The organism is Pseudomonas sp. NGC7, from assembly GCF_047159675.1.
Lineage (GTDB): Bacteria > Pseudomonadota > Gammaproteobacteria > Pseudomonadales > Pseudomonadaceae > Aquipseudomonas > Aquipseudomonas kermanshahensis.
On sequence record NZ_BAAFZY010000001.1, the window covers coordinates 6,174,404 to 6,197,597 of the forward strand.

Sequence of the window (23,194 nt, forward strand, 5' to 3'; positions counted from 1 at the left end):
CCAAGGGTTGGATTGGTGTCCAACCTCTTGGGGGCAGTCCAGGCGGATTCAATCGATCGTCGCAACACAAGATTGTTGAACAGATTTTAGATACTCATTCAGAGCTTCAGCGGGTGTTTTCCAGCCGAGTGTTTTTCGGGGCCTCGTGTTCAGTACCTGGGCAACGGCTTGGATCTCTTGAGCATTCCAGCGAGACAGGTCGGTACCTTTGGGGAAGTATTGGCGCAGAAGACCATTTGTATTCTCATTCGTACCGCGCTGCCATGGGCTATGAGGATCAGCGAAGAAGACCTTTACTCCGGACTCGATAGTAAACCGAGCGTGATCCGATAGCTCCTTTCCACGATCCCAGGTTAAAGATCTCCACAGTTCAGCCGGAAGATCAGTCACCGTCTTCTTCAGTGCATTGGCCATGCTAACTGCCCCGTAACCAGCAAGTGCCGGGCCATTCTTCGTTCGGGGAACTAGCCCGTAACCTTCTTCGCGAGGCAAATGGACGAGCATGGTAAATCGAGTTGAACGCTCGACCAGTGTTCCAATCGCAGAGCGGTTTAGACCAATGATCAAGTCGCCCTCCCAATGCCCTGGTACAGCTCGGTCTTCAACCTCAGCAGGACGACTGGAGATCATGACCTCTTCGCTGACATGTGCCCACGCTTTGGCTTGTGCTCTGGCTCTCGGTACGCGCAATGCTCTTCCCGTGCGCAAACAGATAACCAGTTCGCGCTTGAGAGCTCCTCGTCCCTGAATGTAGAGCGCCTGATATATCGCTTCGTGAGAGATGCGCATAGATTCATCGTCCGGAAAATCGATCTGTAGCCGATTGCTAATCTGTTCAGGCGACCAGCCTCTGACCCATTTACGATCGCTGCGATGTGGTTTATTTCGGCCCTTGAAAGGAGCATGTCTAGGCCCTGAGATCTCACAGCCATCAGCGTCGTGGACCTTACCCTCCAGACGGTCTTGCACGTAGTGATGCAGTCGTGGGTTAGTCACCAGCTTCGCTGGCTTCGGCCTTTTGGCAACCAATTCCGCCTTCCATTGCGCGACTGAGGCTCGATACTCAAGCCGACCGCACCGAGTTGCAGCATTACGTGTCAGCTCCCTTGAAACTGTCGATGCGCTTCGCCCAAGACGCCGGGCAATCTCGCGCACGCCAACACTTTGTGCCCGAAGCAGTCCAATCTCTTCTCGTTCTGCGAACGATAAGTACCTTCCAGATATCTGGTTAGACATAAATAACGGCATCCCGCCTCGATGACGGAACCAGCGTGTGCCTACTGCGGTAGATACGCCAACAGCTTGTGCGGCCTTTTCGCTTGTGATGCCGGTCGCGATCTGCACCCAAAACAGCCGCTCGATCTCATTACGAAGTGATGGCGCGCCTGGCGAACGCATCGCTCCTCGCCCCGTTAATTTTTGCATCCATCCTGCGGGTCGCCCCATAAACACCTCGATCAAGGTGTTGCGACGACCAGTTGAATCCGCCGGGTCGGTGTAGAGGGAGGTGTGGACACGGTCGGGCTGGACCAGCTCGGCCGGGTCGACCGTCAGGTTGACGGCGGGGATCAGGTTGCTCACGGGGGTCACCTATGGGGCGTTTTCTTATGGGAGCAACGCTAAAGGGCAGGGGGGTGGGGCTCAATGACAGGGGGGATCAATGTTGTTGCGTTTTTTGCAATGGGGGGTGGCTATGCGTTCGGCGTAGTTTTTTTGTGGGGGCGGACATCGAGCGCCGCGCGGGCGGCGCTCGATCTCATAGGCGCTGCATCTCCCAAAACAAGCACCAAGACAAACACCAAGACAAACACCAAGATCACAACGCCATCCGCACCGCCTTGGCCATCTCTGTCGCCAATTCTCGGCTCATGCCATCCAAGGTTCGCCCACGGCGCGTAACAATCTGGATATCGGTCGCGTTCATCGCCTCGCAATCGATGGCCAGGGCCTTGAAGGTGCCGTTCTTGAGCTCGTCGATGATCGGCAGTTCGGCCAGCAAGGTGGCGCCCAGCCCCGACCGAACGAAGTCCAGAATCACCGCCAGGGAGTTGGAGGTGAGGGTGGGCACGATGGCGAACGGCTGGTCCTTGCAGGCGGCATCCGCCAGCTCCCGCACGCGGAAGTTGGCGCCGGGCAGCACCAGTGATTCGCGGGCCACTTCGGCGAGGCTGACCGTGGAGCGCTCGGCCATCCGGCTGTCACGGTGAACAATCATCCGCAATGGCTGCGCCAGGCTGAACAGGCGCGTCAGGCCGGCCGATGCGTTAGGCGCAAAGACCACGCCGAGGTGCGCCTCGTCGTTCATCACCATGCGCTGCACCTCCAAGGACGGGGCGCTGATGATCTCGGCCTTGTGCGCATTGTGCGCGTGCAAAAAGCCCTGCAACGAATTGATCGCCCGGGCTCCCAGCAGGCCTTCGCCGATGGCGATCACCGTCGAGGCTTGCTGGCGGCTTCGCAATTCATCCAGCCGGTCGACCAGCAGCGCGTGTTGACGAATGCGTTCGATGTAGTAGTCCACGGCAGCCTCGCCCGCGGCGGTCAGGCTGATGCGGTGGGTGCCGGGGCGCACCAGTTCGATGCCCAGTTCTTCTTCCAGCCGGGCGATCTGCCGGCTGACCGATGAGGTGGCGACGCCGAGCACTTCGGCAGCGGCGCGCATGGAGCCCTTGTCATGGCTCAGGTGCAGGTAGCGCAGGCGGTGGTCCTGCAGATCGATATGGCGGGTGGGCATGACCTCGACCTCGGGGGTAATCACGGCAGGCATTGGCGTGTCCCCATCCATCCTGGTGGGGCGTTGGCTTGTTTTTTTTGTGTGCTCGGCGTGGGTGGCCGGCGTTGTCGCGCTCCATGCCAGGCCATCGTACACGCGTTTTTTTCTGTCCGAAATCATGTGAAAAAGGCGCTAAAAATTTTTCGTGATATCGGCGCGGGTCGTTAGTTTTTTTAGGCGCGTTGAAACCGGTTTTTGAAGTCGCATAAATCCATTTAAATCATGTAGATAGCCAATTTTTAGAGGGTTTATCCGTTAGGGATAGGTAAATTTTTCTCCTGTTTTAGCGTGAAAATTCAATTGACAATTCACGTAAATCGCCGCAAATATTTGTCACCGGCACCTAAAACAAGAGAGACAGACCATGCCGCCCGAACCTGCCTTCGCCCCTCTGTATGGCCAGTGCTTGCCTTACACGAGCCCAGCCAACGCCCCCCACAAGCATCAGTACAAAAACCGCGCCTGAGACGGAGAATGTCCATGGATTCGCTTTGCCTGCGTGCCGCGCCTGTGTCGGCGCTCGCCTCTGGCCCTGCTTTCGAGGCCTTGCTTGACGGTGTTCGTGATCGTGCTCGCCTCGGTGAGTTCGACCGCCAGCGCTACATATCCCGCGATGTGATCGACGCGTTCAAGGCCCATGGCGTGTACCGCGCCTTGGTGCCTAAGCGCTTTGGTGGGCTTGAGTGCTCGCCGGGGGCCTTCTGTGAAATGATCGAACGCATCTCCCATGCAGACGGCTCTGCCGGCTGGGTGGCCAGCTTCGGCATGAGCCCCGTGTACCTGGCGGCGCTGCCGCTGGAGACCATCGCCGAGATCTACGGCAACAGCCCCGACACGGTGTTTGCCGGGGGCATCTTCCCGCCACAACCGGCCGAGATCGTGCCCGGAGGCTTCAAGGTCAACGGCCGCTGGAAGTACTCCAGCGGGTCCATGGGCGCGGACATCGTGGGTGTCGGGATTGCCCCACGCAATGGCGACAAGCTCGACCTGCCGCGCCTGGCCGTGATGCCGCGCCAGCAGGCGCGCATCGAAGAAACCTGGGACACCGTCGGCCTGCTCGGCACCGGCAGCCACGACCTGGTGGTCGAGGACGTGGTGGTGGGCGAGCAGTGGACCTTCGTGCGCGGCGGCAAGCCCAACCTGGACGAGCCGTTCTTCCGTTACCCATCGCTGTCGTTCGCCACCCAGGTGCTCTCGGTGGTCGGGCTGGGCATTGCCCGCGCTGCATTGGACGAACTGTCAGGCATGGCCAGTGGGCGCATCTCGGTGACCGGCGCCCCGGCACTGGCCGACCGGCCGCTGGCCCAGGTCGATGTGGCCAAGGCCGAGGCGGCGCTGCGCTCGGCGCGGGCGTTCTTCTACGAGTCCATCGAACGTGCCTGGGAGCACGTGCTGGCGGGCGACCCGGTACCGGTCGACGTCACCAACCTGTTGCGCCTGTCCTCCACCCATGCCGCCCGTGTGGCCGCTGAAGTGGCACGCAGTGCGCAGATGCTCTCGGGCATGACCGGCATCTACAACGAAAGCCCGCTGGCCCGCTGCGTCAACGATGCGCAGGTGGTGACCCAGCACGCCTTCATGGGCGACGTCACGTACCAGAACGCCGGTGCGATGTTCTTCGGTAAACAGCCCCTTCCGGGCTACCTGTAACTTTCGGGAATTTTGTCATGAGCGATAAGAAAGCGTTGCGTGTGCTGTTCTGCATGGGCATCAACCAGAACTTCTTCGATGCCCCCCGTGAGGAGCAGCTGCAGGTGTGGGCCGCCTTCAGCGCGATGTGGAATGGCATTCACGACCTGGCCGGGGTGAACGTGCTGGGCAACATGGACGATGACCAAGGCATGGTCGGCCCGTCCGATGGCTTCCCCTGGACCACCTACCTGCTGGCCGACGTACCGGACATCGAGACCGTGCACGCTGCCTGCAACCTGTTCCGCTGCACGGCGGTGGGCGACGGGCCTTACAAGCTGTGGCGCTACGCCAAGGTCGAGGCCCGTGTCGGCCGCGAACTGATCATCCAGCGCGCCTGAGTCGAGGACGATACCGTGAGCAACCTGATCCCCGCCGTCAACCTGACGGTCGACCCGGCCGAGCTGGTCCAGCCCGACCGTGTCCACACCTCCCTCTACACCGACCCGCTTCCTCGAATAGGCCTGATACATAGATGCAACCGGGTTCCTAAGTTCAAAAGCAGCTAGACAGTGTGGGCGAGTCCATACATAGGAGCAGCCAGCCTCCACAGTATTCACCGTTTATGCCTGGGCCTTTCCGTGCGGGGAGGGTCCGGGCTTTTTTGTGTTCACAAGGAATATTGGGGAAGCGGGCTGCTATGTGCTTGTTGGCAGACAGGGTGAAGGCGGCCAGGTGCTTGCCTTGGGCTTGGAGGTGGGGCGGATATCGAGCGCCGCCCGCGCGGCGCTTCGCGGGGCAAGTCGGACCGCCGCACCGCCGCTCCCACATCTGTTTCGGGACAGTCTCGCCTGTAATAGAGGCGCGCGGCCCCTTGTTCGTACGACGCGATATTGAGGTGGGCGAGAAAAGGGGGCGCGAGCCAATGCTTCAGGAATAACTGGCCCGAAACAGATGTGGGAGCGGGCTTGCCCCGCGAAGCGCCGCGCGGGCGGCGCTCGATCTGATAGGCGCTGAAAATGCCGAGCCAGGCACCTGGTTTGTCGGCAGACAGGGTGAAGGCGGCCAGGTGCTTGCCTTGGGCTTGGAGTGGGGCGGATATCGAGCGCCGCGCGGGCGGCGCTCGATCTGATAGGCGCTGAAAATGCCAAGCCTGGCACCCAGTGCCTCCGACTACAATCGGGTCATGCTGGCCAACACTTCAGGCCGCGACGGGGTGCTCACGCTGCATGCTGTGTCGGAAGCACTTGCAGCCTTTGGCCAGCAACACGATGGCCAGCAACGACGCGACGAAGCTGACGATCGACATCGAAGAACCGACCGCAGCCGGTACGCCGAAGTAGCGGTCGGTGATCAGCGCCACCAGCGTGGTGCCCAAGCCCAGGCCCAGCAGGTTACTGATCAGCAGGAACACCGCCGATACCTGCGCACGCACCTGGTTCGGCGAGAGGATCTGCATGGCCGCAGTGGACGCCGGCATGGGGAACGAGGCGAAGAACATGGCCGGTACCAGCAGGGTCACCGACAGCCACAGTTGGTCCACCTGCGAATACAGCACGGCCGGCACGATCATGCCCAGCGCGCCGATGACCCCGGTACGCATGGCCGCATCGCTGCGGCCGCGCTTGGCCAGGTGGTCGGTCAACCAACCGCCGAACACCACACCCGTGGTGTTGGCCAGCAGCAGGATGGTGCCGAGCATGAAGCCAGCTTGCTCGGGGCTCATGCCGAACTTGCGGATGTACAGCGCCGGTGTCCAGCTCATCATGCAGAACAGCGCCATGGCGTAGAACGAGAAGCCCAGGTAGTGGCAGCTGAACGTGGCCCGGTGACGGCCGATGAAGCGCAGGCCGTCGGTGAGCTTCACCTTGCGCACATTACCGTCGGCGTCCAGCTGCGCGCCCTTGCGCTCGGGGTTGCGCACGGTCAGCCAGATCAGCAGGCCCACGATCACCCCAGGCAGGCCGACGATGAAGAACGCCAGTTGCCAGGCCTTCATGGTGCCAAGGAAGGCCACCTCGATGGTCTGTGCGTCCTTGAGCAAGGTGATCACGTAGCCGCCGACCAGAAAGGCAATGCCGCCACCGACGAACGACCCGATGGAGTAGATGCCCACTGCGCGGCCGAGCTTTTCCTTGGGGAACAGGTCGCTGAACATCGAGTAGGCCGAAGGCGACAGGGCCGCTTCGCCGACGCCCACGCCGATACGGGCAAGGAACATCTGCGTGAAGTTCTTGCTCAGGCCGCAAGCGGCGGTGGCGAAGCTCCAGAAAATCACCCCGACTGCGATGATGCGTGGCCGCGAGAAGCGGTCGGCCAGGTAGGCGATGGGCATGCCCATGAAGGCGTAGAACAGCGAAAACGCCAGGCCGTGCAGCAGGCTGAACTGGGTGTCGCTCAGCTGCAGGTCGGCTTTTATCGGCTCGATCATCAGGGCCAGAATCTGCCGGTCAACGAAGGAGAAGATGTAGGCCACCATGCACAGGATGACCACATACCATTCGTACACGTAACGTTTTTGGGTGTGCTTGAGGTGTTGCGCTTCGGTCAGGGTATTCATGCTTGCAAGTTCCTGAGGGGACAGCCCTGATTGGGACAGCCTGATGGCCCCTTCGCAGCCCAAGGCCGCTCCTGCGAAGGGGCTGAACACGCGGTCAGTTATTGTCTGCAGAGGCTTGTGGCTTGATGGAAATCACCGCCAGGGTGGTGATCGCGCCCATCACCACGAGCATCACCGACACCGGCCAGGCATCCTTGTAGATGCTGAACAGCGCCGTTGCCGCCAGTGGCGCCAGGCCGCCGGAGAAGATCGAGGCAATCTCGTGCCCCATGGCCAGCCCCGAATAGCGCACCTTGGCCGGGAACAGCTCACCCATCAGCGCCGGCTGGGTGCCGATCATCGCGCCGTGACAGAAGGCCATGCCCAGCAACGCCGCCAGGTATACCCACACCGGTGAGTGGGTATCGAGCATCCAGAAGAACGGGAACGCCAGCATCATCAAACCGACCGAGCCGATGGCATACACCACCCGCCGGCCAATGATGTCCGACAGCCAACCCCAGAACACGATGGTGCCGGCTTCGACGATCATCGCCACCATCACGCTGGCCAGCACCAGTTGCGTATCCAGGCCGGTGAACTTGGCGTAGGCGATGGTGAAGGCGAGGAACAGGTAGGCGCTGCCGTTTTCGGCAATGCGGATACCCATGGCCTGCAGCACGGCCTTGGGGTGGTTGCGCAGCACTTCCATGGCCGGCATGTGCTCGGGCTTGTCCTGCTGGGCCTGTTCCTCGACGAAGGCTTTGCTCTCTGGCAGGCGACGGCGGATGTACACCCCTACGCCAAAGATCAGGATGCTGGCCAAAAATGGCACCCGCCAGCCCCAGCTCATCATGTCTTCGACGGGCAGCATCTGCACCAGGTAGAACGCAGCGGCAGACAGTACGAACCCGCCGGAAACACCCAGCTGGCTCCAGGCCGCATAGAAGCCGACGCGGTCCTTGGGTGCGTTCTCGCTCAGCAGCAGCACGCCGCCGCCCCATTCGCCGCCCGAGGCAACGCCTTGCAGTACGCGCAGGATCACCAGGCAGGCGGGGGCCAGGTAGCCGACCTGTTCGAAGGTTGGCAGCAGGCCCATGGCGAAGGTTGCCGCACCCATGATCGCCAGGGTCATCACCAAGGCCTTCTTGCGCCCGGCCTTGTCGCCGATATGGCCAAAGATCAGGCCACCCAGCGGGCGCGCCAGAAAGCCCACGGCGAAGCCGGCAAACGAGGCCATGGTGCCAAGCACCGGGTCGGTGCCGGCGGGGAAGAACAGCGGGGCGAAAATCAGTGCTGCGGCCGTGCCGTAGAGGAAGAAGTCATACCATTCCAGGGCATTGCCCAGGACCGAGGCGATGACAATGCGGCGCATGGTGCGCGGGTCGGTATCGCGGGTGATGCTGGTGTTCAGGTTACTCATGAGCCATCTCCATGCGGGCCGGTCACCAGAACTTCCAGGTGTAGGAAGTGATCAGGCGATACTCGTTGTAGTCGTTGCCGTACTGCTGTTGGGTACGCATGTTCTTCAGGTCGAAGGCCAGGTCCTTGAGCGGGCCGCTCTGGATCACGTAGCTGAGCATGATGTCGCGCTCGCTTTCCTGGTCCCTTGCCAGGCCCGGGCCGCGGTCGATGTCGGTGCCTTTGATGTAGCGGGTGAACAGCTTCAGCCCGGGCAGGCCCATGGCGGCGAAGTTGTAGCCATAACGCACCGACCAGCTGCGTTCATCCGGGCGAATGAACGGCAGGCCCGCCCAGTTCGGCAGCCACAGCTGCGGCACGTAGCCGTTCAACGTCGGGAACACGGTATCGCCGGTCATGCGCTGGTAGCTCAGGCCCAGCATGTGCCCGCTTTTTTCCAGGGTGACCAGGCCGAAGTAGGCGCGGTTGTCCACGGCGCCGCTGCGTGCGGCGCCGTCTTCACGGTTGTTGAAGTACCCCACGTCGGTTTTCAACTGGTAGCCGTCGGCGAACTTCAGGGCGTGCTTGATGCCGCCGTAGTCCTGCTTGTAGATGTCGTTGAGCACACCATGGAAGTAACTGGCTTGCAGGTCTGGGGTCAGGGCGTAGGTGGCGCCGGCGAAGTCCAGGCCATCACTGTCCAGGTCGTCGCGGGTGCCGTAGCGGTAGAGGCGCTCATGGTTGGACGACTCGCGGGTGACGATGGACCAGAAGCGCCCGCCAACGAGGGTCAGGTTGTCGATGTCGCGTGATTCGATCACCGCGCCCTGGTAAATCGTGTCGAGCTGCCGGCTGGGGTCGTTGGAGGCGACGGGGTAGAAAGGTTTCTGATCGCCGATCAGTACCTTGGTGTTGGCGTACTTGAGCTTCAGGGTCGCACCGCCGCGGCTGTAGTCGTTGGCGGCCTGCTGGCGGTGCTTGCTGAAGGGCAGCGAGCCATCGTTGCCTGTGGAGTCCAGGCGCACGGCGTATTGGCCGTTGAGGTCGAGACCGACCGCCACGGGGGTATCGGTGTAACCGGATTCGAACTGCAGGTCGAAGCCCTGCGACCAGTTGCCGACCTTGGACACCGGCGCGCTGGGGTTGGTGAAGTTACGGTTCAGGTAGAGGTTTCTGAAATTGAGCGAGAGGTGGCTGTCATCCACCACATCGGCCAAGCACGTCAGGGGTAATACGGCGCCCACACACAAGCAAAACGGTTTCGCACGCAACGGCCATTTGAGTTCCATGGGGTAATCCTGGAAGTGTGATCAGTACAAGTCCTGGGCAGTCGAGCAACTGGGCAGAAGGGCTGCAGGTCTTGCGCCCGCTTGTCTGTCACGTATTGTTTTTGTTTTTGTTTCTCAGATATCCAGCACCAGGCGCTTGCCGCGCGCCCGGGAACAGCACAGTACGATCTGCTCGTTGGTGTGTTTCTCCTCTTCGGTCAGGTAGTGGTCACGGTGGTCGGGTTCGCCTTCGAGCACGTCGCACAGGCAGGTGCCGCACACACCTTGCTCGCAGGACACCTCGACCTTGATCCCGATACTGCGCAGGGCGGCGGTCAGGGGCTGGCCTTCCTGCACCTGCACGGTCTTGCCGCTGCGTGCGGCGACCACCTCGAAACTGCCGCCCGAGGTGTCGACCTCGGCCTGGAAGTACTCGTGGTGGATGTGTGGGTCGTCGTAGCCTTGCTGGCGCGCCCCTGCGATCACCCAATCCATGAAGCCCGCCGGGCCGCAGGTGTACAGGTGCACGCCAGGCATGGCGGGGCCCAGCACCTGGGCCAAGTCCAGGTGCTGCTCAGGGCCTTCATCGCTGAAGTGGGTGAACACGCTGGCCGCGAACGGTGCGCCGAGCAGTTCGTCGACGAACGCGCAGCGGCTGCGTGAGCGGCCGCGGTAATGCAGCTCGAACGGTTTACCTTGGGCATGCAGGGCATGGGCCATGGCGATCATCGGGGTGATGCCGATGCCACCGCCCAGCAAGATCGAGCGCGTGGCGTCGCAGGCCAGCGGGAACAGGTTGCGTGGCGCGCTGATGCGCATTGGCGTGCCGGGCTGCAGCTGCTCGTGCACCGCCACCGAGCCACCACGAGACTGGCTGTCCTTGAGCACGCCCAGGCGGTAGACATTGGCATGCGCGGGGTCGCCGCATAGCGAATACTGCCGCACCAGGCCGGGCGCCAGGTGCAGGTCGACGTGGGCGCCTGCCGCAAAGCGCGGCAGGGCCTGGCCGTCGACCGCGGCTAGCTCCAGTACGACCACGTCGCCGCCTTGCACTTCGCGGGCTTGCACGATCACATCGAGCAGTTGTTCGCTCATGGTCGTGGCCCTAAAGGATGTAGCCGATACCGGCGAGGGTATCGTCACTGTTGATCAGGCTGATCACCTTGCGGTGGATCTTGAAGCTGCCTTGCGCCCGTACCAGGGTGTAGGTCAGGTCGGCGCTGTAGTGCTTGAGGCTCTCTTTGCGGAACTCACGCACGTTCTGTGCGCAGCGCACGGTGACGTTGACGCCGTCGTCGCCCAGCACCCGGAAGCGCGAAATCGTGCGCACGGTTCGTGGTTGCGGGCTGGTGGAAATCGACTCGCCGCCGATTAACCGCTGCACGCGCAGGCCACGCATGTGGTGGTCGTCGTAGGCGTAGTTGAGGGTGTTCTCGTAGTCACTCTCGCGCGGGTCGATGGGGATGATGTACGTGCCTTTTTCGGTCCATTGGCCGAGCCAGGTGTCGTACTCGCCGTGGTCGAGCATGTCGCCTTGGGACCGCCCCCCCCCCCCCTAAACCGACGGCGCTGAGGAGATCAGCGCCGTTTTTGTTCACGCACGGCAGCGCCATGACGTGTTCCACAGGAATCGATATAGACTGCAAATGAGGTGACTGACGGCCACGAAGCCACTGATGTCATCCTCGGCAGGAGCCTGAGTCTTGCGCTACGCACCTCTTCAAAAATTACAACAACGGCTGATCCTATGTCTCATCCAAGAGTTGATAAAACAGAGCGAAAAGCCCCGATTCGAACCAGACTCATGGATGCAGCCTTGAACCTGATCGAACAGGACATGGATTGCAAACTGACTATCGACGAAACGGTGAAGGTTGCGGGGGTTTCCAGAGGAAGCTTTTACAACTATTTCGAAAGTATCGAGGAATTGCTTCATGCGCTCAGCCATGAGCTGAGTGACCAAATGGTGCAGGATATATTACCAATGTACGGCGTTCTTATGGAGCCGTGGCAGCGTATCTCGGTGGGCTATAGACTTTTCATGGTTCGCGCATTTATGGATCCAGCATGGGCGACTTTCGTGACGCGCCATGAAGCCTGGGAGCATAACACTCTGGTTTCTAATTACGTGGCCAAGGATATTCAGGAAGGTGTGGCAAAAGGATTTTTTAAAGTCAAATCCATTGTAGCTGGGACAGATTTTCTGATGGGAGCATCTGCTAGGGCGGTAGACTCCATAAGGCGAGGAGTTCAGTTTCCAGGCCTGTATATGGAGACCCAGGTTCAGATGATCATCAACAGTATGGGCTGCCCTCGTGATCTGAGCGAAACCGCTGCAGAGTTCTCTCTGACCTATCTTAAGATGTGGGCCAAGGGCGGATTAATTGGCAAACCATCAAAACCTTTCTGGGCAAGAAACATACACTCATCCTTGGGAAAAGCCTTTCTTCAATTTGGAGATACCGACCGTTGACTAGGTAGGCGGCGCGAGTTCCCATGCGCGCCATCGATTCATACAAGTGACTGCATATCTCCACCGGAAATCGTTGTAGCCTAGTTCAAGCTATGATTTTGACAAAATGTCAATTTCTAATTGTTTTTTTCTTAAAAAACAGTGGCTTATGCGAAATTCTACGAATTTGCAGTCCCGTAATCGTCTCTTTATCTTGGTTTGTAAGACGGACTGCTACACCGGCCCGGCTGATTAAGAGCTTTCTTATGGTTTTAACAAGCCAGACAGAGCTCCAAGAAATCCCAAGAACAATAAAGAGAGAATTACCATGCTTAGCAATGCTACCAAACTTCGTGAAATCTCCCCTTCCAACGATGTCTCTCTGACACTCCTTAAGGAGCGCCTTGTCGGTATCCAGAGCACTCTATCCAAGAACGCTGCTGAGTCCGAGCAAAAACGCCGGGCACACGAGGAAAACATTCAGGCGATTGCTGAAGCAGGCGGCTTCAAGCTGATGGTACCCAAGCGCTTCGGTGGCATGGAATCCACGATTCGAGCTCACTTGGAAGTGACCGGTATCCTGGCAGAGGCCTGCGGCGGAACCGCCTGGGTGACGGCCCTGACGAACGTATGTGCCTGGTTGTCTGGACTTTACTGCGAGCAGGCCCAAAATGACATTTTCGGCCATAACCCGGACGCTCGCGTAGCTGGAGTGTTTGCTCCGTCCACGGCGACACAACGAGTTGCTGGCGGGTTGCGTGTCAGCGGCAAATGGTACTCTTCATCCGGAATCCTTCACGCTGACTGGGCAATGGTTGGAGTGCTCGAGATGGATGACCAGGAGCAAGTCGTCGGCCATTACATGGCCCTAATTCCTAAGCAGGATTTTTCGATTGACGACACTTGGTTCACCTCTGGCATGAGGGCCTCGGGTAGCAACTGCATTGTAGCGTCTGATGTGTTTGTACCAGACCATCGCCTCCTCGACATGCGCGCTGCGCTCTCCAGCGACTATGCGACAGAATTCTCGTCCGAGACGGCCTATCAGAAACCGTTGATGCCCATCGCCGCTCTCATTCTGGTGGGGGCACAGCTTGGCCTGGGACGCGCCGCCTTGAAACACGTACTTAGTAAGGCACACCAGCGCGGCATCGCTTACACCAACTATGGTCGCCAATCGGACTCCGTCATCTTCCAAGCACAGGTCGCTGACGCTGCCATCAAACTCCACACCGCAGAACTGCTGGCTCTGAGCGCTGCCGATGAAATTGATGCTTGTGGTGCCGATCTACGCAAGATGGACTACGTCGACCGTGCGCGTATTCGGGCAGTAACCGGTGAGGTCGCCAAGATCGTGACCGATGCCATTGATATTCTCGTTTCCGCCCATGGCGCTGGCACTTTTGCTGAAACGAACCCGCTTCAGCGTTACTGGCGCGATGCCAACGCGGCTGCGCGACACGCCATTGTGCTCCCAGCTGTAGGCAAAGAGGTCTTTGGCGAGGCTCTGCTTGGGATCGAAAGCAAAGTCACCAATTTGGTCTGAAGGGAGCAAAGTCATGCATCTGGCAAAATTGAATGTAACCGAAGCAGCCCCAGTTACGATTGATGGCATGCTCATGCGGAAGGCGATGGGCACCTTCGCGACTGGCGTGACTGTAGTTACTTTTTTCGCAGAAGGTGAGCCAGCGGGAATGACTGCCAACGCTTTCATGTCGGTATCCTTAGATCCGGCCCTTGTCCTGATATCAGTGCGTAAGCAATCTCGATTCAACGAATGGGTGAAGAAAGGCGTCAGCTACGGTGTGAACATTTTGGTCGAAGATCAACTGCACATGAGCTCTCATTTCGGTGGGAAGCACAACCCGGAACTCGTGCTCCCATTCGAGGTTGACCATGATGCGCCACTTCTTACTGGGAGCATGACTCATGTGATCGCCCGAACCAGGGATATCCATGATGCTGGTGATCACTTTCTGTATGTGGGCGAGGTTCAGTACCTGCATACCAACCCTGAAAAGCAACCTTTGCTGTTCTTCAGTGGCGCTTACGGAAAGTTGCATGCCCCCAAAGTGGGTTGATCAAGCTTCGAGTAGTGCCAAGCCGACAGTCATGTCGGCTTGGCCGCTCAGCAACAAGGCCTTTAACCAAACTTTAAGTTTCACCTGGCTGAGCGCTGGACTCCGTCGCTCGACGAACAACAGCTGCAAACTGCCGAAGCATTGGGTCGTCTGACCCTCCTTTCTTCCACAGCAATCCAGGGGTACGAATGGGGGTGGGGTTTTCCAATGCGATGACGGCCAGGCCTTCTCTTGCACCAACGGCAGCGTCCGCCACGATGCAGGCTAGGTCGGTATTTCGTACAAGCTCGACCATGGGCATGAGAGTGTTCATCTCTACGACCACGATTGGTTCGGCGCCGGCTGAACGAAAACATTCGTTCAGTTGTTTGCGGGTGCTGAATGCCTTGGGAAGCAGGGCCATACGCAAGTTGTGAAGCTCAACCATGCGCAGCCTTTTGCGTTTGGCCAAAGGATGAGAGGAGCTGACAACGAGTTTCAGCTCCTCGTTGTAAAGCGGCTCGAACCAGAGCTGCTTACCTTCAGTGGGACGATAAGCAATGCCTAAGTCAAGCTCACCGGCCACCAGGCGCTCAACAATCATGTCTTGCGATAACTCTTCTGCCAGAACCCTGACCTCAGGGTTTCGCATCAGAAAGTTGGCAATACAGCCCGGAACCAAGCTGACGTTGAAGCTGTAGGTAGCACCTACCCTCAGATGCCCTGTTGCCGATCCCGGTTTGAGGGTTAGCGCATTGGTCGCAAGATCGATCTGCTTGAGTGCGGGAAGGATCTCTGACAAGAGCCTGTCGCCGGCTTCGGTGATCAAGACTCGTTTTCCGATCCTGTCGAACAATGAAACACCAAGCTCCTCTTCCAGCTGTTTGATCTGATGGGAGAGCGTCGACTGAGTGACATGAGTGCGTTCCGCAGCTCGTGTGAAATGGAGCGTTTCAGCCAGGGCGGCAAAGTACCTGAGGTGACGGAGTTCCATAGAGCACCTTTAACGAGTGATGCTATCGATTATTTTTATGGATATTAATCATTTTTATCTGTGGATGTCTCGTTTTAATCTCACCTTCAACCACCGTGATCGCTAATAACAAAAAGGATTCCCGAAATGGCCGAGTTTGATACCAAAGCCCACCTGGACGAGGTTCTTCGCAGCTTCGACCAATGCCCTGACCCACGCTTCCGACAGATCATGACTTCCGTGGTCACTCACCTCCATGCATGTATTGCGGAAGTCAAACTGCAGCCCGAAGAGTGGATCGCCGCCATCCAGTTCCTAACTGCCACCGGGCAGATCTGCACGTCGAAGCGCCAAGAGTTCATCCTTTTATCCGACCTGCTGGGTGCATCCACCCTCACCATCGGCATCAACCAGCATAGAGGCGACGACTGCCTCGAAGAAACTGTTGAGGGCCCGTATTACTGGGAGGGTGCCCCAACGCGAGCCATGGGTGATGACATTTCGGAAGGTGTGAAAGGCGAAAAAACCCTATATCACGGTCGCGTCCTAGATGGTGCCGGCAAGCCCATCACAGGCGCGCTCCTAGATGTTTGGTCTGGCGATGGTGAGGGCAACTATGACATGCAGATGGGTGACGACGTAGGGATGCTCGCCAGGGGTAAATTCCTGACAGATGAGAAGGGCTGCTACAGCTTTTGGTCTATCAAGCCGACCTACTACCCAATTCCTACTGATGGGCCAGCAGGCCTGATGCAGTCGAAACTTGCACGCCATCCGAACCGGCCTGGGCATATCCACTTCAAGCTCTCGGCGCCTGGATTTCACCCCATCAATACCCAGCTGTTTCCTGGAGATGGCCCATACCTGAGCTCGGATTGCGTCTTTGGTGTGAAGCCCTCTCTGATCGTCGACTACGTTCAGCACGCACCAGGTTATGCGGCGGACGGCAGACGCCTTGACCAAACGTTTTACAGCGTCCCCTTCGATTTCCGCCTCACCGAAGTTTGACCCGGAGCCTGATCATGAAAATTGGTAAAGAAACGATCCCTCGCAGTGCCATCTGCACTTCGAACGAAGAAACCATCGTCGTGCGCGGCCTCGATTTGTGTCAGGACGTGATCGGCAAGACCTCCTTCAGCGAGTATTTCTTCTTGCTGCTGACAGGTCAGAAGCCAAGTGCTTCCACCTTGGCAGTGCTGGATTCAACCCTGGTTGCAATCGCCGAACATGGCTTGGTACCCAGCGTTCAAGCTGCGCGTATGACCATGGCCGCATCGCCGGAAGCTTTGCAGGGCGCCGTTGCTGCGGGCCTGTTGGGCTGCGGTTCCGTCATCCTCGGAGCCTCTGTCAACGCAGGCGTCATGATCAGCGAGGTCAAAGCGTTGGTAGACAACGGTACTGATATCGATGCGGCGGCTCATGAAATCGTTAGCAGCTACCGCACAGCGAAACGTCCGATTCCAGGTTATGGACATCCACTTCATAAAGACCGCGACCCGCGTGTCTCCGCTCTCTTCAACACCGCCGAATCAGTGGGCTCGGATTTGAGCTACGTGCATATTGCTGAGGCCATCGAGCGCGTCATTCCGAGCATTGTGGGCAAAGAGCTGAAGCTCAATGTCTCAGCCGCTATCCCCGCCGTATTGCTGGGTGCGGGCTTCCCTTTGCAGGCCCTTCGAGGCGTACCGATCCTGGCCCGGAGCGCCGGCCTGGTTGCGCACCTTTATGAAGAGCAGACGTCTTCGCCGATAGGTTTCGCCCTTTCTTATCAGGCGACTCGCGAATACGAGTACACCGGCACCACTCCACCTGGGTACGAGCCTTAAGGGTTGGTTCGTATTCTTCTTCAACAATTGGCTCGTCATGCGACACGTTTGAACATCGGCTGTGTGCCATTGAACCTTCGTTTCGCTGCGGCCTGGCGCAAGGCAATCGGCAACGCTCAGCGATGTGTCGCCTAACGTCCCCAGACACGCGCCGTCCGCATAGGTCGTGAAGCAGTCGATCAAAGTGGTCTTTCAGCGTAAGCCCCGGACTCGACTTTCCACCGGTAATCAAGGCAAAGATAATGGCTAAAGTTCTCTCAGGTGTACGTGTAATCGAACAAGGTACGTTCATCACTGGCCCCAACGCGGGCATGCTCCTCGCTGATCTTGGAGCCGAAGTCATCAAGATCGAACAGCCTGGCACCGGTGACCCATTCCGGGCATTCCAAGGCGAGTTGTACAGTCCTCATTTCCAAACTTACAACCGCAACAAGCGAAGCGTTACCCTCAATACCAAAAATCCCGAAGACTTGGCGATCTTCGATGAGCTCATTGCCAGCGCCGATGTTTACATCCAGAACTTCCGGCCAGGTGCCGCTGAGCGCCTCGGGGCGGGTGAAGAACGCTTGCGCAAGCTGAATCCACGCTTGATCTATTGCGCCATCAGCGGGTTCGGACAAGATGGGCCAGCAGCAACCCGGCCTGCCTACGATACCGTCGCCCAAGCTGCGAGCGGATTCCTCAATCTGCTTATCAACCCGGCCAACCCTCGTGTTGTGGGCCCGGCCATGGCAGACTCGCTGACGGGTTTCTACGCGGCCTTCGGCATCTTGGGCGCGCTTTATGAGCGCAACGCAACCGGCCTGGGCAAGACGGTCGAGGTGTCGATGTTGGAATCGATGTGCTACTTCAACCTGGATGCCTTTACCCACTTCTTCTCCGCCGATGAAGTCATGGGGCCGTACAGCCGACCCAGCGTGTCTCAGTCTTATGTCATCAAATGCATGGATGAGAAATGGATCGCCTTGCACATGTCATCGCCTGAGAAGTTCTGGCAGGGGCTCGCTAATGCCATTGAAAAACCCGATCTGTTTCAAGATCCTCGATTCTGTGACCGCACTCAGAGAATCAAGAATCAGGAGTTGTTGATTGAGCTTCTGAGCAACGTCTTCGCCACCCATGATCGCGCAGAATGGTGTCGCCGTCTGGAGGCCGAAGATGTACCTCACGCTCCCATGTACGACACTAGCGAAGCCCTAGAAGACCCGCAGGCCAAGCATCTTCAACTAGAGGTCAGCGCACCTCACCCTACTGAGGGTACTTGGCGCTCCGTGCGATTCCCTGTCTCTTACGATGGCCAGCGCTCGCTGGATATCACTGCCCCACCATTGCTCGGTGAATACGATGCAGAAGTTCGTGATCTTTTTGGTGCCCGGAAGAAAACCCGAGGAGAATGATCATGTCCCCACGCTTCGCAGCCAACTTGTCGATGATGTTCATCGAGTGGAAGTTTGAGGATCGCTTCGCCGCTGCACGTGACGCTGGCTTTGAAGGTGTCGAATTCTTTCCAACCGAAGGAGTGAGTGGTGGCCAATTAAGCAGGCTGCTGCAGCAGAACGAGCTGGAGCTTGTTCTTGCCAATATGCCGCTCAGAGCTGGAAGTAAGGGCTTTGCCGCTCTTCCTGACGCCGAGGCTGCCTTCAAAGTCGATTTTGACCTCGCTCTCGAGTTGGCATTGGCATGCGATGCTCCACTACTGCATGTGACAGCAGGCTTGGTAAGTGCTGCGGACAGGGTAGTAGCAAGTGACGCTTTCAAACGCAATATCGACTGGGCAATGACACGCACCGGTGGAAAAGTCGCCATTGTGATAGAAGCAATCAACCAAACAGCTGCACCCGGATACTTTATCCATTCTCTAGAGGACGCCCGTCGCTGGACTAGGGAGATACCGGGTTTGCGATTGATCATGGATGTTTACCACGCAGCCATGGAAGGCCTCGACGTGATCGCCGCAATCAACAGCACTATCTCAGACGTGGCTCATGTACAGCTCGCAGGTTGGCCTGGAAGGCATGAGCCCGATGTAGGTCAGCTTCCTTTTGAAGCAATCCTCCAGAACATTGAGGCATTGGGCTATCGGGGATGGGTTGGCTGTGAGTACGTCCCTCAGACTCATACCCTGGATGGCCTCGGCTGGATCAAACGGGGTGCATCACTGCAATGAGCCAGACCCTATATGACAAACTCTGGGATAGCCACGTTGTCGACGAGGACAGCGATGGCAACAGTATCCTGTATATCGATAGGCACCTGATCAATGAAGTGACAAGCCCACAGGCATTTGAAGGCTTAAAGTTGAGTCAGCGGACGCCTTGGCGCCCCCAGAGCATCATTGCTACTGCTGATCACAACACACCTACTGATACCGATGTGATCGACGACAAGCTCGCTGAGCAACAGGTTAAAAAGCTCGACTCGAACATTCTGGAAACTGGTGCTCTGGCTTACTTCCCTTTTCGTCACGAAGATCAAGGTATCGTGCATATCGTTGCGCCGGAGCTGGGTATCACTCAGCCTGGCATGACTATTGTCTGCGGTGACTCTCATACCTCAACGCATGGGGCGTTTGGGGCCTTGGCCTTTGGCATCGGCACAACCGACGTTGAGCACGTATTAGCAACGCAGACTTTGCAAACCAGAAAATCCAAGAACTTCAAAGTGAATATCACCGGACGCCTGCCTAAAGGCACCTACGCCAAAGATCTCGCCTTGGCTGTGGTAGGTCGGATTGGCGCTTCAGGAGCAGTTGGACACGTTCTGGAGTTCTCAGGTGGAGCCATTTCCGAGATGAGCATGGAGGCACGCATGACCCTATGCAACATGTCCATTGAGGCCGGCGCCCGCGCAGGATTGATTGGAGTCGATGAGACCACAGTCAGGTATCTCAGAGGTAAGCGCTACACGCCACCGTCAGTGCATTTAGCGGATGCGGAAGCTTATTGGCAGACATTTGTTTCAGACCCATTGGCACAGTTTGATAAGGCGGTAGATATTGATGTGGCATGCCTCAAGCCGATAATTACTTGGGGGACATCCCCAGACATGCAAATTGAGGTCGATGGCTGCGTTCCCAACCCTGACGACGAAGCTGACCCACTCAAGCGCCAAGCCTTAGTACGAGCGCTGCGCTACATGGGTCTGACTCCCCATTCACGTCCTTCCGACATGATCGTCGACAAGGTCTTTTTCGGATCGTGCACCAATGCTCGAATCGAAGACTTGAGGGTCGCCTCCAGCATGGTAAAGGGAAACCAAGTGGCGAAAAGCGTCCAGCAAGCAATCGTTGTGCCGGGCTCTGGAGCAGTTAAGCGTCAAGCCGAGGAAGAAGGCCTTCATGAGATTTTCTTAAGTGCCGGTTTTGAATGGCGAGCGCCTGGATGTTCGATGTGCCTAGGTATGAACGCCGACCGGCTGAACCCCGGTGAAAGATGCGCCTCGACTTCCAATCGTAACTTTGAAGGCCGACAAGGCTCAGGAGGAAGGACTCATCTGGTGAGCCCTGTTATGGCTGTACTGGCAGCAATCCATGGCAGGTTTGTTGATGCTAGGGAGTACATTCAATGACTGTGATGACCGTGATTTCAGGAATTGCGGGGTTTCTCGACCGTGACAATGTAGATACCGACGCTATCCTACCGAAGCAGTTTATGAAGTCGATCAAGCGCACCGGGTTCGGTAAGTTTGCCTTTGACGAATGGCGTTATTTGGACAAGGGCGAGCTCGGGATGGACTGTTCTACACGCCCCCTCAACCCCGACTTTGATCTGAACAATGAGGCATACCAAGGAGCAGGAATTCTAGTGACGCGGAGCAACTTCGGCTGCGGATCGTCACGTGAACACGCGCCATGGGCGTTAGCAGAATATGGCTTCAAAGCGCTAATAGCTGAAAGCTTTGCGGATATCTTCAGAATTAATTGTTTGCGAAACCGTATTGCACCCATTGTGCTGTCTGCTGGCGACATTGACGCTCTTTTTCGATTGACCAGACAACGCACCACCATCACGGTTGACCTTGAGCAACAGGCAGTCGAATGCAACGTAGGTGTCTTTAGGTTTTCTATGACTGATGCTGACAGGAATCGGCTAATCCAAGGTATGGATGAGATCAGTTTGACGTTGCGCTTGGCAGACAAAATCCGGGGCTATGAGAACCGACGCTTTGAGAGTTTGCCATGGCTGAGTGGATAGCTTGTGAATGGGATCGATGTCGATTCCAATGCAGAGTTTGATCAAGAAATGCACCAAGAAACTATCTTCCAACGCCTGAGCGCCTCCAGAAGCTGCTGATAGTTATAGCTGGCGCGCCACGCTGCAGAGATGGTGTCGCGAACCAAACCCCCAGCCAGTCAGACTTTGGTTCTTGCGGTTTCCATCCTTAAAATTCTGGCCCATCAAAGCTGATGTCCCCCCTGCGATCTTTATCGCTAGGCTGAGACGCACCTTGCCTTGAATACAAGAGCAATGCCCCCCACGCCGTGGGGCTGAGCAGTCTGTGCGTTGGTGGGTTTGACTATTGGAGGCAGCCTCGGGCCCCTCGAGCGTTACGCACGACCATCAACAGCAGATGGCGCCCGATCTTTGGCCCGCAGGTTGCCAAATGCAGAGTGGGCCGGACGCGGCGCACCTAAATGTAAGTGTCGTAACTCATCCATTAAGGCACTCCAAAGCGACGGGCCGCCCTTTTCAAGAACCTGCGCGCGTAGAGACGCCTCCTCGCTCGGATCCGTATGCCTAACACCCCATGCAGCCAGATGCGCCAATAAAGGTACAAGCTGTATTGCTGCTTCCGTGAGGCTGTAAATTACCTTCTGCTGATGATTCGGATCCGGGGATCTAGTCAACAAGCCGGCTGCGGTCAAATGCTTTAGCCGGCTCGCGAGGATGTTAGTGGCAATACCTTCTTTATTTTGCTCCAGCAGCGTGCCGTAACTGCGTCTATCCTCGAACATGACATCGCGGATAACAATCAGACTCCATCGGTCGCCGATCTGTTCAAGCGTCAGGTTGATCGGGCAGCCCGACCGTCTTGTTTGCTGCACAGCAAATCTCCTTCAGATTTCCACTTGCATTATGCAAGTAGTGGGGTTACGCTTTCAACCACTTGCACTATGCAAGCGGAAATTAAGCTTCAGAGGATCACTTGGCATTGATGCCGGTGGCAGCTGACAGCATCACTCAGAACGTTGCCTGAAGCGAGCAAGAGCATTCGCATGGCGACACGTAAGCTTTTAGTCGAAAACGCTCACCCCCGTAATCACTAGCGCTGCCCGGAAACCACTATGAAATTATCCACCATCTCTTCGCGCACATTGCTTGCTCTATCATTAGCATTAGCTGGCACCCTCGCTGCAACAGCACCGGTTCAAGCGGCGGCACCGATGCAGCACCAGCAGGTTCCGGGCTTCTATCGCACCATGCTCGGTGATTATGAGGTTACAGCCCTCTATGATGGCGGCGCTACCATCGACTCAAACCTCCTGAAAGGTGACCCTGAACTCATCCAGTCCCTTTTGGCTCGCTCCTTTCAAAACGATCCCAAGCACGTCTCGGCTACCGTCCAAGGTTTTCTCGTCAATACTGGATCTAAGCTCGTCCTCATTGATACCGGCACGGGTGGCCACTGGGGGCCTTCTGCCTTGGGCAAGTTAGTTAAAAATCTGAATGCTTCTGGCTACAAGCCGGAGCAGGTTGACTTGGTACTGCTGACTCATCTTCATGGCGACCATGCTGGCGGTATCTACCAAAACGACACTCGCGTTTTTCCAAACGCGACCGTGATGATGAAAAAGGCGGACGCTGATTTCTGGCTGTCAAAGGAAATCATGGCCAAAGCCCCTGAAGAGGCAAAAATCTTCTTCCAAATCGCACAGGCTGGTTCCGCACCTTACATCGCTGCAGGTAAATGGAAACCCTACGAAGGGATGGGCGAGATCGTCCCAGGCATCGCTCCGTATGCCATTCCCGGCCATACCCCTGGTCACACTGGCTACATGATTTCCTCAAAGGGCCAGTCGCTCCTGGTATGGGGCGACGTTGCTCATGTTGCCGCCGTCCAGATGCCACATCCGGAAGTAGGTATTGCGTTCGATTCTGACAGCGTAACGGCTATCAAAACTCGCGAAGCCCTTCTGGTAAAACTCGCTGCGGATAAAACGATGATTGCTGCAGCCCACATGCCGTTCCCTGGTCTAGGCCGTGTTCGCAAGGCTGACAGCAGCGCGGGCTACGAATGGGTACCAACGACTTTCCTCGACTTGGAGTGACTAAT

General features: G+C 57.6%; 21 protein-coding genes. 12 read left to right on the forward strand and 9 right to left on the reverse strand.

From position 1 onward, the window contains the following. Positions 1-48: 48 nt before the first annotated feature. On the reverse strand, positions 49-1,425 hold the full coding sequence (locus tag ACMCNM_RS27600) for an IS30 family transposase (protein WP_412765969.1): 1,377 nt from the start codon (positions 1,423-1,425) through the stop codon (positions 49-51). A 391-nt stretch (positions 1,426-1,816) separates the two neighbouring features. After that, positions 1,817-2,767, reverse strand: a complete 951-nt coding sequence (locus tag ACMCNM_RS27605) for a LysR family transcriptional regulator (protein ID WP_412765764.1) — start codon at positions 2,765-2,767, stop codon at positions 1,817-1,819. 486 nt (positions 2,768-3,253) lie between these two features. Here ACMCNM_RS27605 and iacA point away from each other — a divergent pair, with 486 nt between their 5' ends. Further along, on the forward strand, positions 3,254-4,423 hold the full coding sequence (iacA, locus tag ACMCNM_RS27610; protein ID WP_085274412.1) for an indole-3-acetate monooxygenase: 1,170 nt from the start codon (positions 3,254-3,256) through the stop codon (positions 4,421-4,423). A gap of 17 nt (positions 4,424-4,440) precedes the next feature. After that, positions 4,441-4,803 (forward strand): IacB protein, encoded by a 363-nt coding sequence (locus tag ACMCNM_RS27615; RefSeq protein ID WP_274888830.1) that lies wholly within the window; start codon positions 4,441-4,443, stop codon positions 4,801-4,803. Positions 4,804-5,603: 800 nt separating this feature from the next. Here the strand turns inward: ACMCNM_RS27615 and ACMCNM_RS27620 are convergent. The 5 genes from ACMCNM_RS27620 to ACMCNM_RS27640 form a co-directional block, all read right to left on the reverse strand. After that, the gene (locus ACMCNM_RS27620) at positions 5,604-6,962 is read right to left on the reverse strand and encodes a spinster family MFS transporter (protein WP_412765765.1); all 1,359 of its coding nucleotides are present in this window, start codon (positions 6,960-6,962) and stop codon (positions 5,604-5,606) included. Between the two features lie 94 nt (positions 6,963-7,056). After that, the gene (locus ACMCNM_RS27625) at positions 7,057-8,364 is read right to left on the reverse strand and encodes an MFS transporter (protein ID WP_238348950.1); all 1,308 of its coding nucleotides are present in this window, start codon (positions 8,362-8,364) and stop codon (positions 7,057-7,059) included. 22 nt (positions 8,365-8,386) lie between these two features. After that, positions 8,387-9,631: an OprD family outer membrane porin gene (locus tag ACMCNM_RS27630; protein WP_412765766.1), complete on the reverse strand. Its 1,245-nt coding sequence runs from the start codon at positions 9,629-9,631 to the stop codon at positions 8,387-8,389. Between the two features lie 114 nt (positions 9,632-9,745). Then, positions 9,746-10,705 carry a PDR/VanB family oxidoreductase gene (locus ACMCNM_RS27635; protein ID WP_099453744.1) on the reverse strand — a complete coding sequence of 320 codons (960 nt, stop codon included), beginning with the start codon at positions 10,703-10,705 and terminating at the stop codon, positions 9,746-9,748. A gap of 10 nt (positions 10,706-10,715) precedes the next feature. Next, positions 10,716-11,138, reverse strand: coding sequence for an aromatic-ring-hydroxylating dioxygenase subunit beta (locus tag ACMCNM_RS27640; RefSeq protein WP_412765767.1), 423 nt, complete (start codon positions 11,136-11,138; stop codon positions 10,716-10,718). 276 nt (positions 11,139-11,414) lie between these two features. Between ACMCNM_RS27640 and ACMCNM_RS27645 the strand changes: the two genes are divergently transcribed. The 3 genes from ACMCNM_RS27645 to ACMCNM_RS27655 all read left to right on the forward strand — a co-directional run bounded on the left by ACMCNM_RS27645 (position 11,415) and on the right by ACMCNM_RS27655 (position 14,143). Then, positions 11,415-12,083: a TetR/AcrR family transcriptional regulator gene (locus ACMCNM_RS27645; protein WP_412765970.1), complete on the forward strand. Its 669-nt coding sequence runs from the start codon at positions 11,415-11,417 to the stop codon at positions 12,081-12,083. A 307-nt stretch (positions 12,084-12,390) separates the two neighbouring features. Then, complete coding sequence (locus ACMCNM_RS27650; RefSeq protein WP_412765768.1) at positions 12,391-13,608, forward strand: acyl-CoA dehydrogenase family protein; 1,218 nt, start codon at positions 12,391-12,393, stop codon at positions 13,606-13,608. A gap of 13 nt (positions 13,609-13,621) precedes the next feature. Continuing rightward, positions 13,622-14,143 (forward strand): flavin reductase family protein, encoded by a 522-nt coding sequence (locus tag ACMCNM_RS27655; protein WP_412765769.1) that lies wholly within the window; start codon positions 13,622-13,624, stop codon positions 14,141-14,143. Positions 14,144-14,216: 73 nt separating this feature from the next. Here the strand turns inward: ACMCNM_RS27655 and ACMCNM_RS27660 are convergent, their stop codons facing one another. Further along, positions 14,217-15,116, reverse strand: a complete 900-nt coding sequence (locus ACMCNM_RS27660) for a LysR substrate-binding domain-containing protein (protein ID WP_412765770.1) — start codon at positions 15,114-15,116, stop codon at positions 14,217-14,219. Positions 15,117-15,242: 126 nt separating this feature from the next. Here ACMCNM_RS27660 and ACMCNM_RS27665 point away from each other — a divergent pair, with 126 nt between their 5' ends. From ACMCNM_RS27665 to leuD, 6 genes are all read left to right on the forward strand, one after another. Further along, positions 15,243-16,103, forward strand: a complete 861-nt coding sequence (locus ACMCNM_RS27665; RefSeq protein WP_412765771.1) for a dioxygenase — start codon at positions 15,243-15,245, stop codon at positions 16,101-16,103. 14 nt (positions 16,104-16,117) lie between these two features. Further along, a complete protein-coding gene (locus tag ACMCNM_RS27670; protein WP_412765772.1) occupies positions 16,118-16,921 on the forward strand; it encodes a citryl-CoA lyase in 804 nt (267 codons plus the stop codon). Between the two features lie 242 nt (positions 16,922-17,163). Continuing rightward, positions 17,164-18,318 carry a CaiB/BaiF CoA transferase family protein gene (locus ACMCNM_RS27675; protein ID WP_412765773.1) on the forward strand — a complete coding sequence of 385 codons (1,155 nt, stop codon included), beginning with the start codon at positions 17,164-17,166 and terminating at the stop codon, positions 18,316-18,318. Positions 18,319-18,320: 2 nt separating this feature from the next. Beyond that, positions 18,321-19,088 carry a hydroxypyruvate isomerase family protein gene (locus ACMCNM_RS27680; RefSeq protein ID WP_412765774.1) on the forward strand — a complete coding sequence of 256 codons (768 nt, stop codon included), beginning with the start codon at positions 18,321-18,323 and terminating at the stop codon, positions 19,086-19,088. After that, entirely contained in the window at positions 19,085-20,488 is a 1,404-nt protein-coding gene (gene leuC / locus ACMCNM_RS27685) for a 3-isopropylmalate dehydratase large subunit (RefSeq protein WP_412765775.1), read from the forward strand. Before ACMCNM_RS27680 ends, leuC begins: the two co-directional genes overlap by 4 nt. Continuing rightward, positions 20,485-21,114 (forward strand): 3-isopropylmalate dehydratase small subunit, encoded by a 630-nt coding sequence (gene leuD / locus ACMCNM_RS27690; RefSeq protein ID WP_412765776.1) that lies wholly within the window; start codon positions 20,485-20,487, stop codon positions 21,112-21,114. The genes leuC and leuD overlap by 4 nt, the downstream gene beginning before the upstream one ends. 353 nt (positions 21,115-21,467) lie before the next feature. Here the strand turns inward: leuD and ACMCNM_RS27695 are convergent, their stop codons facing one another. After that, the gene (locus tag ACMCNM_RS27695; RefSeq protein WP_412765777.1) at positions 21,468-21,965 is read right to left on the reverse strand and encodes a winged helix-turn-helix transcriptional regulator; all 498 of its coding nucleotides are present in this window, start codon (positions 21,963-21,965) and stop codon (positions 21,468-21,470) included. A gap of 240 nt (positions 21,966-22,205) precedes the next feature. Between ACMCNM_RS27695 and ACMCNM_RS27700 the strand changes: the two genes are divergently transcribed. Then, positions 22,206-23,189 carry an MBL fold metallo-hydrolase gene (locus ACMCNM_RS27700; RefSeq protein ID WP_412765778.1) on the forward strand — a complete coding sequence of 328 codons (984 nt, stop codon included), beginning with the start codon at positions 22,206-22,208 and terminating at the stop codon, positions 23,187-23,189. The last annotated feature ends 5 nt before the right edge of the window (positions 23,190-23,194 follow it).

What these genes read in the sequence shown, in the direction of transcription:
- ACMCNM_RS27600 (WP_412765969.1), bottom strand. Translation starts at nt 1,425, where the DNA reads ATGCAAAAATTAACGGGGCGAGGAGCGATGCGTTCGCCAGGCGCGCCA.
- ACMCNM_RS27605 (WP_412765764.1), bottom strand. Translation starts at nt 2,767, where the DNA reads ATGCCTGCCGTGATTACCCCCGAGGTCGAGGTCATGCCCACCCGCCAT.
- iacA (WP_085274412.1), top strand. Translation starts at nt 3,254, where the DNA reads ATGGATTCGCTTTGCCTGCGTGCCGCGCCTGTGTCGGCGCTCGCCTCT.
- ACMCNM_RS27615 (WP_274888830.1), top strand. Translation starts at nt 4,441, where the DNA reads ATGAGCGATAAGAAAGCGTTGCGTGTGCTGTTCTGCATGGGCATCAAC.
- ACMCNM_RS27620 (WP_412765765.1), bottom strand. Translation starts at nt 6,962, where the DNA reads ATGAATACCCTGACCGAAGCGCAACACCTCAAGCACACCCAAAAACGT.
- ACMCNM_RS27625 (WP_238348950.1), bottom strand. Translation starts at nt 8,364, where the DNA reads ATGAGTAACCTGAACACCAGCATCACCCGCGATACCGACCCGCGCACC.
- ACMCNM_RS27630 (WP_412765766.1), bottom strand. Translation starts at nt 9,631, where the DNA reads ATGGAACTCAAATGGCCGTTGCGTGCGAAACCGTTTTGCTTGTGTGTG.
- ACMCNM_RS27635 (WP_099453744.1), bottom strand. Translation starts at nt 10,705, where the DNA reads ATGAGCGAACAACTGCTCGATGTGATCGTGCAAGCCCGCGAAGTGCAA.
- ACMCNM_RS27640 (WP_412765767.1), bottom strand. Translation starts at nt 11,138, where the DNA reads ATGCTCGACCACGGCGAGTACGACACCTGGCTCGGCCAATGGACCGAA.
- ACMCNM_RS27645 (WP_412765970.1), top strand. Translation starts at nt 11,415, where the DNA reads ATGGATGCAGCCTTGAACCTGATCGAACAGGACATGGATTGCAAACTG.
- ACMCNM_RS27650 (WP_412765768.1), top strand. Translation starts at nt 12,391, where the DNA reads ATGCTTAGCAATGCTACCAAACTTCGTGAAATCTCCCCTTCCAACGAT.
- ACMCNM_RS27655 (WP_412765769.1), top strand. Translation starts at nt 13,622, where the DNA reads ATGCATCTGGCAAAATTGAATGTAACCGAAGCAGCCCCAGTTACGATT.
- ACMCNM_RS27660 (WP_412765770.1), bottom strand. Translation starts at nt 15,116, where the DNA reads ATGGAACTCCGTCACCTCAGGTACTTTGCCGCCCTGGCTGAAACGCTC.
- ACMCNM_RS27665 (WP_412765771.1), top strand. Translation starts at nt 15,243, where the DNA reads ATGGCCGAGTTTGATACCAAAGCCCACCTGGACGAGGTTCTTCGCAGC.
- ACMCNM_RS27670 (WP_412765772.1), top strand. Translation starts at nt 16,118, where the DNA reads ATGAAAATTGGTAAAGAAACGATCCCTCGCAGTGCCATCTGCACTTCG.
- ACMCNM_RS27675 (WP_412765773.1), top strand. Translation starts at nt 17,164, where the DNA reads ATGGCTAAAGTTCTCTCAGGTGTACGTGTAATCGAACAAGGTACGTTC.
- ACMCNM_RS27680 (WP_412765774.1), top strand. Translation starts at nt 18,321, where the DNA reads ATGTCCCCACGCTTCGCAGCCAACTTGTCGATGATGTTCATCGAGTGG.
- leuC (WP_412765775.1), top strand. Translation starts at nt 19,085, where the DNA reads ATGAGCCAGACCCTATATGACAAACTCTGGGATAGCCACGTTGTCGAC.
- leuD (WP_412765776.1), top strand. Translation starts at nt 20,485, where the DNA reads ATGACTGTGATGACCGTGATTTCAGGAATTGCGGGGTTTCTCGACCGT.
- ACMCNM_RS27700 (WP_412765778.1), top strand. Translation starts at nt 22,206, where the DNA reads ATGAAATTATCCACCATCTCTTCGCGCACATTGCTTGCTCTATCATTA.